Annotated in this window: 10 protein-coding genes and 1 pseudogene; 6 read left to right on the top strand and 5 right to left on the bottom strand. The window is 71.0% G+C overall.

The annotated features are described in order from the left end of the window. Positions 1 to 5: 5 nt before the first annotated feature. The gene (locus tag Acy02nite_RS14935) at positions 6 to 1,121 is read left to right on the top strand and encodes an LLM class flavin-dependent oxidoreductase (RefSeq protein ID WP_203740968.1); all 1,116 of its coding nucleotides are present in this window, start codon (positions 6 to 8) and stop codon (positions 1,119 to 1,121) included. 600 nt (positions 1,122 to 1,721) lie between these two features. Next, the gene (locus Acy02nite_RS14930; RefSeq protein WP_203740967.1) at positions 1,722 to 2,663 is read left to right on the top strand and encodes a LysR family transcriptional regulator; all 942 of its coding nucleotides are present in this window, start codon (positions 1,722 to 1,724) and stop codon (positions 2,661 to 2,663) included. 130 nt (positions 2,664 to 2,793) lie between these two features. On the opposite strand, the gene Acy02nite_RS14925 is transcribed toward Acy02nite_RS14930, so the two are convergent. From Acy02nite_RS14925 to Acy02nite_RS14910, 4 genes are read right to left on the bottom strand one after another with little or no spacing between them, the layout of a single operon-like run. Further along, the gene (locus Acy02nite_RS14925) at positions 2,794 to 3,486 is read right to left on the bottom strand and encodes a GNAT family N-acetyltransferase (RefSeq protein ID WP_203740966.1); all 693 of its coding nucleotides are present in this window, start codon (positions 3,484 to 3,486) and stop codon (positions 2,794 to 2,796) included. Continuing rightward, entirely contained in the window at positions 3,483 to 4,463 is a 981-nt protein-coding gene (locus Acy02nite_RS14920; protein ID WP_203740965.1) for an ABC transporter substrate-binding protein, read from the bottom strand. The genes Acy02nite_RS14925 and Acy02nite_RS14920 overlap by 4 nt, the downstream gene beginning before the upstream one ends. A 23-nt stretch (positions 4,464 to 4,486) precedes the next feature. After that, positions 4,487 to 5,242, bottom strand: a complete 756-nt coding sequence (locus tag Acy02nite_RS14915) for an amino acid ABC transporter ATP-binding protein (RefSeq protein ID WP_203740964.1) — start codon at positions 5,240 to 5,242, stop codon at positions 4,487 to 4,489. After that, on the bottom strand, positions 5,239 to 6,153 hold the full coding sequence (locus Acy02nite_RS14910; protein ID WP_203740963.1) for an amino acid ABC transporter permease: 915 nt from the start codon (positions 6,151 to 6,153) through the stop codon (positions 5,239 to 5,241). Before Acy02nite_RS14910 ends, Acy02nite_RS14915 begins: the two co-directional genes overlap by 4 nt. Positions 6,154 to 6,319: 166 nt before the next feature. Between Acy02nite_RS14910 and Acy02nite_RS14905 the strand changes: the two genes are divergently transcribed. From Acy02nite_RS14905 to Acy02nite_RS14890, 4 genes and pseudogenes are all read left to right on the top strand, one after another. After that, a complete protein-coding gene (locus Acy02nite_RS14905) occupies positions 6,320 to 7,174 on the top strand; it encodes an ABC transporter permease (RefSeq protein ID WP_203740962.1) in 855 nt (284 codons plus the stop codon). 11 nt (positions 7,175 to 7,185) lie between these two features. After that, positions 7,186 to 8,205, top strand: coding sequence for a taurine ABC transporter substrate-binding protein (locus Acy02nite_RS14900; protein ID WP_203740960.1), 1,020 nt, complete (start codon positions 7,186 to 7,188; stop codon positions 8,203 to 8,205). Further along, the gene (locus Acy02nite_RS14895; RefSeq protein ID WP_203740958.1) at positions 8,192 to 8,950 is read left to right on the top strand and encodes an ABC transporter ATP-binding protein; all 759 of its coding nucleotides are present in this window, start codon (positions 8,192 to 8,194) and stop codon (positions 8,948 to 8,950) included. The genes Acy02nite_RS14900 and Acy02nite_RS14895 overlap by 14 nt, the downstream gene beginning before the upstream one ends. Positions 8,951 to 9,153: 203 nt before the next feature. After that, positions 9,154 to 10,401 (top strand): annotated as a pseudogene (locus Acy02nite_RS14890) (M14 family metallopeptidase); the annotation flags it as partial. On the opposite strand, the gene Acy02nite_RS14885 reads toward Acy02nite_RS14890, so the two are convergent. Continuing rightward, a complete protein-coding gene (locus Acy02nite_RS14885) occupies positions 10,395 to 12,668 on the bottom strand; it encodes a putative bifunctional diguanylate cyclase/phosphodiesterase (protein WP_239174810.1) in 2,274 nt (757 codons plus the stop codon). The pseudogene Acy02nite_RS14890 and the gene Acy02nite_RS14885 sit on opposite strands and share 7 nt — an antisense overlap. Between the last annotated feature and the right edge of the window lie 176 nt (positions 12,669 to 12,844).

Genomic DNA, 12,844 nt, shown 5'->3' with positions numbered 1-12,844 from the left:
AGCCGATGTCCGTACCCCTCTCCATTCTTGACCTCGCCCCACTCGTCTCCGGCGGTGACGTCGGGGATGCGTTGCGCCGCACCCTGGACCTGGCGCGCAGCGCCGAGCACTTCGGCTACCACCGTTACTGGGTGGCCGAGCACCACTTCACGCCCGGCGTCGCCTCCGCCCAGCCGGCCCTGCTGCTCGGGCAGATCGCGGCGGTCACCTCGCGGATCCGGCTCGGCTCCGGCGCGGTGCAGACCGGCCACCAGACCGCGCTCTCCATCGTGGAGCAGTTCGGGCTGCTGGACGCGCTCTACCCCGGCCGCTTCGACCTGGGCCTGGGCCGTTCCGGACAGGCCAAGAAAGAGGCGCTGCGGCAGACTTCGTCCTTCGTGGAAACCGAAGAACGGGTCGTCGACGGGCTGCTGATCCCGAAGCCGTTCTCCTGGGCGCCGATCTTCGCCTCCGACCGGACCGCCCTGGCCGCCAGCCTCCTCGCGCAGCCCGGCGCCGAGCCGCTCGGCCTCGACGAGATCCTCGACCAGATCGGCGGGCTGCTCGCCGGCCCCTACGGCGACGGCAAGGGCAACGAGGTGACCGCGGTCCCCGGCGCCGGCGCCGACCTGCAGATCTGGCTGCTCGGCAGCAGCGGCGGGGAGAGCGCCCGGACAGCCGGTGCCCGCGGCCTGCCCTTCGCCGCGAACTACCACGTGGCGCCCGCGAAAGTCCTGGAAGCGGCCGCCGCGTACAAGGAATCGTTCGTCCCGTCGGCGTCCCTGGCGAAACCACACCTGATGGTCTCCGCCGACGTGGTCGTCGCCGAGGACGACGAGACCGCCCGCCGCCTCGCCGCGCCCTATGCCCACTGGGTCCGCAGCATCCGTACCGGCCTGGGCGCGGTCCCGTTCCCCAGCGAGGCCGAAGCGGCGGCCGCCGAATGGACCGACGAGGACCGCGCGCTCGTCGCCGACCGCGTCGACACGCAGTTCGTGGGCTCCCCGTCCACGGTGGCGGCCAAGCTCGAGACCCTGCGCCGGGTCACCGGTGCCGACGAGCTCCTGATCACCACGATCACGCACGACCACGCCGACCGGGTCCGCTCCTTCGAGCTCCTCGCCAAGGAGTGGGCCGGCTGACACCCGCCAACTCCCCCGCGCTTCCCCGGCTGGTGCTCACGGTCGCCATTCGTTCCTCGTGACCACCCTGAGCACCAGCTCAACACCCGCCGGCTGGCGCTGACGGCTGCAGTTGATCTCCACAACAGCCCTCACCGCCAGCTGGCGGGCGGCGGCTGGCGCTGACGGCTGTAGTTGATCTCCACGGGAGCCGTGAGCACCAGCCGGCGGGTGCTGGGCTGGTTTTGAGGGGTGTGTCAACGGCGGGATGCACCCGTGAGGGCCAGCCCAGGTGCCGGCGGCCTCAGCCCGCGGCGGACCGCGAGCGGCGTGGCGGACGGGACCGGTGCGCAGGTGGCTGGCGGGCGGTGCTCAGCCCGGGGCGGACGGTGAGTGGCGTGGCCGGCGGGGCCGGTGCGGAGGTGGCTGGTGGGCGGTGTCGAGCAGACTCACCCCGTGATCCGGCGCCGTCCGTATGGTGAGGAGGGACTGCTCGTCGCCGGCCGGCCGGTACGCCTGCGAGAAGCCCGTCCCGGTCGCGTCATTGAACATACGGTCCCGCCGGATTGATATGTCCAAGACACGTGCCCGATGGGATTCATCGTGCTGCACGATGAACGCGTGGAGCTTCGACAACTCAGCTACGTGGAGGCGGTCGCCCGTTACGGCGGCTTCACCCGTGCCGCCGAGCGGCTGCATGTCGCCCAGTCGGCGGTCTCCGCGCAGATCAGGGCACTGGAGGCCGAACTCGGGGTGGCGCTGTTCGCGCGGACGACCCGGCGGGTGGCGCTCACCCCGGCCGGGGAGATGTTCGTAGCCCGGGCCCGCCGGGTGCTAGCCGAGCTCGACGGCGCCCGGATCGAGATGGGCGAGATCACCGCTGTCGTCACCGGCCGGGTGACGGTCGGCGCGACGGCGGTGCTCGGCCCCTACGACCTGCCGGCCGCGCTCGCCCGCTTCCACGACCGGTTCCCCGGGCTGGCCTTGCGGTTGAGGTCCGGCCTGATCACGGGCCTGCTCGGCGCGCTCGACAACGGCGAGCTGGACCTCGTCGTCGGGCCGGTCCACGCCGACCTGCCGGCCCGCTTCGAGGCGCTGCCGCTCGCCGACGAACAGCTCGTGCTCGCGCTGCCGGTCGGTCACCCGCTGAGTGGCTCCGGCCGGCTGACGCTCGGGGAGTTCCGCGACGAGCCGTTCGTCTGCCTGCCCGAGGGCAGTGGGCTGCGCTGGATTCTGGAGAACGCGGCGCGTACCGCCGGTTTCGCCCCGAAGGTCCCGTTCGAGACGCACAGCCCGCGGAGCATCCGGGACCTGGTCGCGGCCGGTCTCGGCGTCGGCCTGCTGGCCCGGTCGGTGGCCGAGGACGATCAGGGGCCGGCGATCACGGTACGCAATCTGCACGCCCCGCCGGTCCACCCGCCCATCGGGGTGATCCACCACCGCGACCGGCCGCTGACCCCGGCGGTCCAGGCGTGCCGGCACGTCCTTGTGGAGCAGGCCGCCCACCGCTCGTTCCCGCCGGTGCCGGTGGGCACCCCCGCCGGCGGACACCTCGCCGAATGACCGAAGATCGATCGCTCCGGTGTCGGCGGCGTCACTCGCGTCGCTTGCCCGGCCCCGTGCGGGCCTCGCGGACCGGCCCCGTGCGGGCCTCGCGGACCGGCCCCGTGCGGGCCTCGCGACCGCGCGCCGGTCAGGTGCGGCGGTACGCCGTGAAGTCCACCGTCCGCCGCAGGTGGAATCCGAGCTGCTCGTAGAGGCGGATCGCCGTGACGTTGGCCGCCCCGGTGTGCAGGAACGGGGTCTCGCCCCGCGCCCGGATCCCCGCCGCCACCGCCCGGATCAAGCGCGTCGCCAGGCCCCGGCCCCGGTAGGCGGCGTCGGTGCAGACCGCGCTGATCTCGGTCCACCCCGGCGGGTGCAGCCGTTCGCCGGCCATCGCGATCAGCCTCCCTTCGTCCCGGATGCCCAGGTACGTGCCGAGCTCGACCGTCCGCCGCAGGAACGGCCCGGGCTGGGTGCGCGCGATCAGGTCGAGGATCTCCGGCACGTCGGCGGCGGTCAGCACGACCAGCGACGGGTCGGGTTCGGCGCGCAGGGACACGTCGACGAGTTGCACGCCGGCGATGCTGCGTTCCACCTCCCAGCCGGGGCCGGGCCGGGAGCCGAGGCCGGCCAGCATCACGGGCTGCCCGGGTGGGACGAACGCGTCGAGGTCTTGCCACGCTTGTGGGTCTGCCGGGTCACCGAGCGCGTGGAACGGCGCCACCTCGCTGTGATACCGCGCCGCCAGACCGTTGATCTGGGCGAACCTGGCGTGCTCGCCGTGCAGTGCGAGCCACGCCGGATCGTCCAGCACGCGGCTGTCTTCGACCGAGGTGGTCACTTGCCTTCCTTGGGCAGGCCCTGCGGGTTGATCTCGGAGGAGGGCATCGCCTCGTTGGCGAGGTTCCACCGCTGCAGGATCTTCTGGTAGTCACCGGTCGCGATCAGCTTGTCGACCGCCCCGCCGAGCGCCTTGACCAGTCCGTTGTCCTTCTTGGTGGTCAGCGCGATCTTGCCCTGGAGCGACGCGCCGGCGCCCGAGTAGGTGCCGACGATCTCGAACTTGGGCTCGATCGCCACCTCGTAGGCGACGCTGGGGTTCGGGCCGAGGTAGAGGTCGATCTGGCCGGCGCCCAGAGCGAGGTAGGTGGCCTGGTTGGTCTGGTAGTACTTGATGGTGACCGGCTTGAGGCCCTGCTTCTCGGCCTCCTTGCTCCACTCGACCAGGATCTTCTCCTGGTTGGTTCCGGAGCTGACCGCTACGGTCTTGCCGGCCACGTCCGCCGGGCCGGTCACCTTCCAGCCGCTGCCCTTCTTGGTGACGAAGGCCAGGTTGTCGAGGCGGTAGGTGGCGAAGTCGTACTTCTCCTTGCGCTCCTCGGTGACGGTGATGTTGGAGACGCCGACGTTGAACTTGGCGCTGTCCAGGCCGATGAACAGGTTCTCCCACGAGGTGTTCTCGACGACCGGCTCGAGGCCGAGCAGCCCGGCGACGGCGTAACCGATGTCCGGATCGTTGCCGATCAGCGTCTTGTTGTCGGTGGCGGTGAACGCGATCGGTGGGAAGCCGGAACCGGACGCGCCGACGCCGATGGTGAGCTTGCCGGTGGCCCGGATGTCCGCCGGGACCAGGGCCGCGAGGGCGTCGTCCTTGGCCGGCACGATCCGGTTCTGCTCGGGCGTGAGGTTGAGGGCGGGGCCTGCCGACGCGGCCGGCCCGCCCGCCGCAGCCGCCGGCTTCTCCTCCGGGGCGGCGCAGGCGGCCAGGCTCAGCGACGCGGCTGCAACCAGGGCAAAGACCAATCTTGTGGTACGCACGGAAGACTCCTTGTGGGTGCGGATCAGCTGAGGACCTTGGACAGGAACGTCCGGGTCCGGTCGTGCCGGGGGTTGTCGAGGACCCGGGCGGGAGGTCCCTGCTCGACGATGCGGCCCTCGTCCATGAAGATCACCGTGTCGGCCGCCTCCCGGGCGAAGCCGATCTCGTGCGTCACGACGATCATCGTGGTGCCCGCCGCGGCCAGGTCCCGCAGCACGTCGAGGACCTCGCCGACCAGCTCCGGGTCGAGGGCCGAGGTGGGTTCGTCGAAGAGGATCAGGCGCGGCTCCAGGGCCAGCGCGCGGGCGATCGCGACCCGCTGCTGCTGGCCGCCGGAGAGCTGGCGGGGGTACACGTCCGCCTTGTCCGCGAGACCGACGCGGCCGAGCAGGGCGCGCGCCCGTTCGTACGTCTCGGACTTGTTCTTCCGCAAGGCCGAGATCGGCGCTTCCGCGACGTTCTCCAGGGCCGTGAGGTGCGGGAAGAGGTTGAAGTTCTGGAAGACGAAACCGATCTTGGCGCGCTGCTTGAGGATCTGCCGCTCGCCGAGCTCGTGCAGCTTGTCGCCGGCCTGGCGATAACCGATCAACTCGCCGTCGACGCGGACCCGTCCACGGTCGATCTTCTCCAGGTGGTTGATGCTGCGCAGCAAGGTGGACTTGCCGGAGCCGGACGGGCCGAGGATCACGGTGACTGTGCCGGACTCGACGGTCAGGTCGATGCCGCGCAGCACCTCGAGGGTGCCGAAGGACTTGTGCACCCCGGTCAGTTCGATCATCGCCGGATCGCCGCCTTCAGTCGCTGGAACGGGGTGGGCGGCAGCGTGCGGACGGCGCCGCGGGCGAAGTGCCGCTCCACGTAGTACTGCAGGATCGAGAGCAGGGCGGTGAGGACGACGTACCAGACGGTGGCGACCATCAGCAGGGGCACGACCCGTCCGTTCCGGCCGTAGACCACCTGGACCTGGTAGAAGAGCTCGCCGATCGCCAGGACGTACACGATCGACGTGCTTTTCAGGAGGTTGACCAGCAGGTTCGCGGCGTTCGGCAGGATCGCCCGCATCGCCTGCGGCAGCACGATGCGCAAGAACTGCCGGCGCCGGGGGAGACCGAGCGCGGCGGCCGCCTCGTGCTGGCCCTGGTCGACGCTGAGCAGGCCGGAGCGGATGATCTCGCCGGCGAACGCGGCCTCGTGCAGCGACAGCCCGAGCAGCGCCGCGCCGAACGCGCTGACCAGGCTCGAGGTGCTGAACGACCAGCCCGGCCCGAACGGGATGCCGACCTGGAGCTTGTCGTAGAGGTAGCCGAGGTTGGCCCAGAACAGCAGCTGCACGATCAGCGGCACGGACCGGAACACCCAGATGTAGGTCCAGCTGACCGCCGCGAGGACCGGGTTGCGGGACAGGCGCATCGCGGCGAGCGGGATGCCGCCGAGGAAGCCGAGCACCGCGCCGGCCAGGGTCAGCTCGACGGTCAGCAGGAGGGCCTGCAGCACCGACTTCTCGAAGAAGTAGCCGGTGAACGTGGACCAGTCCCAGCCGGGGTTGGTGGCCAGGCCATGGGCGAACTGGGCGAGCAGGATCAGCACCAGAGCGGTGCCGGCCCAGCGCCAGGGGTGACGGGCGGGCACGACGACGAGCTCGCCGGCCGTGGCGTGGCCGGCCTCTCGGGGTGGGGATATGACGCTCACCCCGCTGACGCTAGGTACCGGGCAGGCTTGCCCACAAGTCCTATCGGTCTAATATGTTTTACGAGAAAGTTACAACCATCCATCAAGCGGGACGGCGATTGCCATTAAGTCCATCGGCACGATAGGAATAGCAGGCATTCCCGCACACCTCTGCCTGGAGTTTCCCGTGACCACCTTGCTTGCCCCCGCTCCGGCGCCGGAGCGCGCCGCGAAGCCGGCAGCGGCGCTCGCGCCCGGCGGCGGCCTGCGCCGCCGCGTCGCTCTCCGGCTGCTCGCGTTACTGGTGCTTTACGTTCTCTGGGAGATCGCCGCCCGGACCCTGAAGAACCCGACGTTCATCCCGGGGCCCGGCGCGGTCTGGCACCAGCTGGTCCTCACCTCGACCGTGCACGACGGCGTCCGCGGGTACAGCGGTCACCTGCTCATCGAGCACCTCGGCGTCAGCCTGCGGCGGATCCTGATCGGCTCGGCCATCGGCGTGGCCGGCGGCCTGCTGATCGGGGTGCTGCTCGGCACGGTCAGCTGGCTGCGCGTGGTTGCCGAGCCGGTGGTCACGTTCGTGCGGGCGCTGCCGCCCCTGGCGTACTTCAGCCTGTTCATCATCTGGTTCGGCATCGACGAGACCCCGAAGCTGTGGCTGCTCTCGATCGCCGCGCTGCCGCCGGTCGCCGTCGCCACCGCCGCCGCGGTCCACAACGCGCCGTCCGGGCTGGTCGAGGCCGCCCGTGCGCTCGGCGCGAACAGGTGGCAGTCGGTCCGGGACGTGGTGCTGCCCAGCGCGCTTCCGGAGATCTTCACCGGGATCCGGCTGGCGGTCGGCGTCGCGTACTCGTCGGTGGTCGCCGCCGAGACGATCAACGGGGTGCCCGGCATCGGCGGCATGGTCCGTGACGCCCAGCGCTACTCCCAGACCGACGTGGTCGTGCTCGGGCTCTTCGCCATCGGCCTCTCCGGCCTGCTCATCGACGCCCTGCTGCGGATCGCCGAGGAACGGCTGATCCCGTGGCGCGGCATTAGTTAAAGGAACTGATCGTGCGTAGATTCGCTGCCCTTGTGTCCGTCCTGTTGATCGCGGCCTGCGGTAACGGTGCCGCCAGCGGTGGGGGCGACGCCTCCAAGAAGTCGATCCGCATCGCCTACCAGGCGTTCCCCAGCGGTGACCTGATCGTCAAGCATCAGGGGCTGCTGGAGAAGGCGCTGCCCGACTACCGGATCACGTGGACCAAGTTCGACTCCGGCGCGTCCATCAACACGGCCTTCGTCGCGAAGAGCCTCGACATCGCGGCCATCGGGTCGTCGCCGGTCGCGCGGGGACTGTCGGCGCCGCTGAACATTCCGTACCAGGTGGCCTTCGTCCTCGATGTCGCCGGGGACAACGAGGCCCTGGTCGCCCGCAACGGCAGCGGCGTCACCGACATAGCCTCGCTCAAGGGCAAGAAGGTCGGCACCCCGTTCGCCTCGACCGCGCACTACAGCCTGCTCGCCGCGATCGATCAGGCCGGCCTGAAGGAGTCCGACCTGACCATCGTCGACCTGGAACCGCAGGACATCCAGGCCGCGTGGACCCGGGGTGACCTGGACGCCGCGTACACCTGGCTGCCCTCGCTCGACGAGCTCAAGAAGACCGGCAAGGTCCTGATCAGCAGCCGCCAGCTGGCTACGGCCGGCAAGCCCACCCTGGACCTGGGCGTCGTCTCCACCGCGTTCGCCGACGCGCACCCGGAGGCGGTCGACGCGTGGCGCAAGGTCGAGGCGCAGGCCCTGGAGGTGATCGCGAACGACCCGGCGGCCGCGTCCCAGGCGGTCGGCGCCGAGCTCAACCTCTCCCCGGACGACGCGCTCAACCAGCTCAAGCAGGGCGTCTTCCTCAAGCCCGCCGACATCTCCTCGGCCGAGTGGCTGGGCACCGAGAACAACGTCGGCAAGCTCGCGGACAACCTGGTCAGCGCCGCCGAGTTCCTCAAGTCCCAGCAGAAGATCGACGCGGTGCCGACGCTCGACGCGGTCAAGAAGTCGATCTACGTGAAGGGGTTGCCCAGTGTCCTCGGCTGACGCTGTCGTCATCGACGGGGTGACCCACTCCTACGGAGACGTCACCGCGGTCGGGCCGATCGACCTGACCGTGCCCGCGGGGGAGTTCCTGGTGCTGGTCGGGGCGTCCGGCTGCGGCAAGAGCACCCTGCTGCGACTGATCGCCGGATTCGAGAAGCCCTCCGCCGGTACGGTCGTGACCGCGGGCTCGCCGCCGGTCCCCGGCCGTGGCGCCGGGCTGGTGTTCCAGCAGCCACGACTCTTCCCGTGGAAGACCGTCGGGGGGAACATCGCGCTGGCCCTGCGCTATGCCGGGCTGCCGGCCACCCCGGACCGCATCGAGGAGCTTCTGACCCGGGTCGGCCTGCACGACGTGGCCTCCCGCCGCACGTGGCAGATCTCCGGTGGTCAGCAGCAGCGGGTCGCGATCGCGCGGGCGCTCGCCGTCGACAATCCACTGTTGCTGCTGGACGAGCCGTTCGCGGCGCTGGACGCGCTCACCCGGGAACGCTTGCAGGCCGACCTCCGGCAGGTCAGCGCGGCCTCCGGGCGTACGTGCGTCTTCGTCACCCACAGCGTCGACGAGGCGGTGTTCCTGGGCAGCCGGGTCGTGGTCCTCACCCCGCGGCCGGGGCAGATCGCGCTGGACCTGCCGATCGGTCTGCCCCGCAGCGGCGCCTCCGCCGACGAGCTGCGCGGCTCACCCGAGTTCGCGGCCCTGCGCGCCGAGGTCGGCCACGCCATCCGCGACCGCGCCACCGTCTGAGCGGCCGGCCGGACCCGCGCGAGGTTCCGGTCGCGGTGCCGGTTCCCGGCTGGTTCTCACCGTCGTTGTTCGTCCCTCATGACGACGGTGAGAACCAGCTGGGAACCCGGCACCGGCCCCGGCGGGTGGGATGGGGTCATCATGCCGGGATCCGGGGCGGGACGGGATTTCCGCGCATCGATCAATGCTGATGTATTGGGAGGATGAGACGACGTGCCCTGGCGGCTCTCGCCGCCATCAGCCTCGCCCTGATCGCCTCGGAACCGGCAACGGCCGCCGTCGACGAGGACGCATCGGGGGCGTACGAGGTCTACGACGTACGCACCTCCGCCCAGCGCAACGCGATCGCCCGCGCCGGCGCCGCGATCGACAGCGTCGAGCACGCGGTCGTGCAGATCACCGCGACCCCCGCCGAGGTGCGGCGACTGCAGCGGCAGGGCTTCACCGTGGAGCCGGTGAACCGGGTGCTGGACTTCCCGCCGAGCGACTCGGCGTACCACAACTACGCGGAGATGATCACCGACATCAACGCGATCGTCGCCAAGTACCCGGCGATCGCCGCGAAGCGGGTGCTCGGCAAGAGCTACGAGGGCCGCGACATCGTCGCCGTGAAGATCTCCGACAACGTGGCGACCGACGAGGCCGAGCCGGAGGTGCTCTACGACGCGAACCACCACGCCCGGGAGCACATCACGATCGAGCAGGCGTTGTACCTGATGCACGAGTTCACCGACGACTACGCGGCCGACAGCCGGGTCAAGAAGATCGTGGACAGTCGCGAGATCTGGATCGTCCCGTCGGTCAACCCGGACGGCTCGGAGTACGACATCGCGTCCGGCAGCTACCGGTCGTGGCGCAAGAACCGGCAGCCGAACTCCGGGTCCACGGCGGTCGGCACCGACCTGAACCGCAACTACTCGTACAACTGGGGATGTTGTGGTGGGTCTTCCAGCAGCAAGTCGTCGGAGACCTATCGGGGGCCGTCGGCGTTCTCCGCGCCGGAGACCAAGGTGGTCCGCGACTTCGTGGCCGGCCGGGTCGTCGGCGGGAAGCAGCAGATCAAAGCGGTGATGGACTTCCACTCGTACAGCGAGCTGGTCCTCTGGCCCTTCGGGTACACGACGTCGAAGACGGCACCTGGGCTGACCACCGACGACAACAACGCGCTGGCCACCCTGGGCAGGCAGATGGCCGCGACCAACAACTACACCGCCGAGCAGTCCAGCGCCCTCTACATCACCGACGGTGACCTGCTCGACTGGCTGTGGGGCACCTACAAGATCTTCGCGTACACCTTCGAGATGTACCCGAAGTCCTCGTCCGGTGGCGGCTTCTACCCGCCGGGCAGTGTGATCACGACGCAGACCGCCCGCAACCGGGAGGCGGCGCTGCGGCTCGCCGAGATCGCCGACTGCCCGTACCGGGTGATCGGCAAGGAGAGCACCTACTGCTGAACGCGGTCCCGGTCCAGCGCCGCGTCGATCAGCGCGGCCGGGCCCGGCTTGGCGAAGTAGTACCCCTGCGCGTACCGGTAGCCGAGGGCCTCGAGCCGCACCGCCTGCTCGTAGGTCTCGACGCCCTCGGCCACCGCGCGCAGCCCGAGCGTCGCCGCGATCGTGCTCAGCGAGGTCGCGATCGCCTCCTGCTCGGCGGTGCCGTTCAGCTCGTCGATGAACGACTTGTCCACCTTCAGCGTGGTCACCGGGCAGGTGCGCAGCAGGGTCAGCGACGACTGGCCGGTGCCGAAGTCGTCCAGGGCCACGCCGACCCCCAGCTCGCGCAGCTCCTTGACGGTGCTCAGCGCCGCCCCGCCGCCGAAGACCGCGGTCTCGGTGATCTCCAGGGTGATCTTGTCGGGATCGAGCCGGTACCGGGCCATCGTCGACGCGACCTGATCCGGCAGCTCCGGGTCGAGCAACTGCCGCGCCGAGACGTTGATGTTGACCCGCGGCGCGCGCGGGCCGTGCTCGCGCTGCCACCGGGCCGCGTCCGCGCACGCCGTCTCGATCACCCAGAGGCCCAGATCGAGGATCAGCCCGGTCCGCTCGGCGACCGGGATGAAGTCGGCCGGCGACACCATCGCGCCGTCCGGGGGCTGCCAGCGGACCAGAGCCTCCACCCCGATGATGCGGCCGTCCGGAAGTTCCACGATCGGCTGGTACGCGAGGTGGAACTCGCCGCGGTCCAAGCCCCGGCGCAGCGCCGCGGCCAGGTCGGCGTCGTGCTGCGCGGTGCTGTCCAGCTCCGCGGTGTGCTCCTGGAACCGGTTGGCCCCGGCGTGCTTGGCCGCCTTGAGTGCCAGCTCGGCCCGCCGCAACAGGTCCGGGACGATGTCGTCGCGGCCGGCCGCCACCCCGGCCGTGACCGTCACCAGCAGGTCGTGCCCGTCCACTCGCAGCGGCTGCCGGAACGCCCGGACCAGCCGCTCGCCCAGGTGCCCGTCCTCGCCCGGGACCAGCACCCCGAACTCGTCGCCGAGCAGCCGCGCGACGAACGCGTCGGGCCCGAACGTCTCGGCGATCCGGCCCGCCGCGGCTCGCAGCAGCGCGTCGCCGCGCTCGTCGCCGAGCCGGTCGTTGAGCGTGCCGAAACCGTCGAGGTCGGCGACCGCGACGGTGGCCGGCTCGGTGCGCTCCTGCAGCACGGCGGCGAACCTCCGCCGGTTCGGCAGGCCCGTCAGGTCGTCGTGGTTGGCCTGCTCCTCGAGGCGGTCCAGCAGCACGGTGTTGTCGGAGAGCGCGGCGATCTGCCGGATCACCACGAGGGTGATCAGCATGACCGAGCCGCCGGCCAGCTCCGGCGGCAGGAACCCGAGGTGCAGGGTGACGAAGATCAGCATGCCGACGGTGACCGCGACCGCGGCGTACGGCACCACGCTGATCCGCCGCCATCGCCGCGTCCACCGGGTGCCGACCGGCCGGGCCGGCCGCTCGGGGGAGCGGATCTGCGAGCGCGCGGCCAGGGCGAACATCAGCCCGATCGGCGCCAGCACGATCGCGGTGACGCTCAGGTGCGGCCACGGCCGGAGCAGCGGAAGGAGCAGCCACGAGAGGGGAGGCAGCAGACCGGCCGGGGCCAGGAACCACAGAGCCGGCCCGTGCACCGGGCCCGCGCCGGTGATCCCGATCCGGATCACGGCCAGCACCCCGGTGATCGCGGTGACCAGCATGATCAGGGTCGTGCCGATGGCCAGCCCGGCCATCGGCGCCCCGTGCATCGGCGGCCCGGCCGGATGCGGCATGTCCGGCGCGCCGGCGGGCAACTGCGGGTAGCTCCGCAGGAAGTGCGTGATGATCAGCATCGCCGCGACCCCGACCACCGCGATGTCCAGGCAGATCGCCAGATTCGCCCGCCAGCTCCGGGGTGGGTGCGGGAGGCGCACCATCGCGTACGCGACGGCGGCCACCGAACCCACGTAACAGACCGCGCTGAACAGGTTCATCGAGGTCAGGTGACCGGCCAGCGCTGTCCGCAGGGCATGGGCGACCGTCCCGGCGGTGAGGACGCCGGCCGCGGCCGCGAGCCGCAACCAGAACAGCCGCGCGCTGCCCGCGCTCGCTCCGGCGGCGATCAGGCCCGCGTACGCCGCGGTCCCGGTCGCACCGATCGCGGACGGCCAGAGCAGCCAGGGCGGCGCGTCCCCGAACAGGCCGGCGACGCCGAGCACGACGGCCAGCACGACCCAGACCGAGGCGAGGAGCACGAGCCGACCGGCCACGAGAGCCGGTCGTTGCGTCAGCCGCATGCTCCACCGCCGTATCCGCGCGTTGCCGATCAGTTGACCTGTCCGATCGGCCGGAACGTGGTGAAGCTGAGGTTTCCGCGCCGCTGACAAGAAGTGCGGGCGTGACGCGTCCCCCCAAGTCCGCGTCACGCCCGCACCCCGCCCACCCG

Source organism: Actinoplanes cyaneus (assembly GCF_016862095.1).
GTDB lineage: Bacteria > Actinomycetota > Actinomycetes > Mycobacteriales > Micromonosporaceae > Actinoplanes > Actinoplanes cyaneus.
Note: the sequence above shows the minus strand (reverse complement) of the source record. Positions and strands in the feature narration are given on the sequence as shown.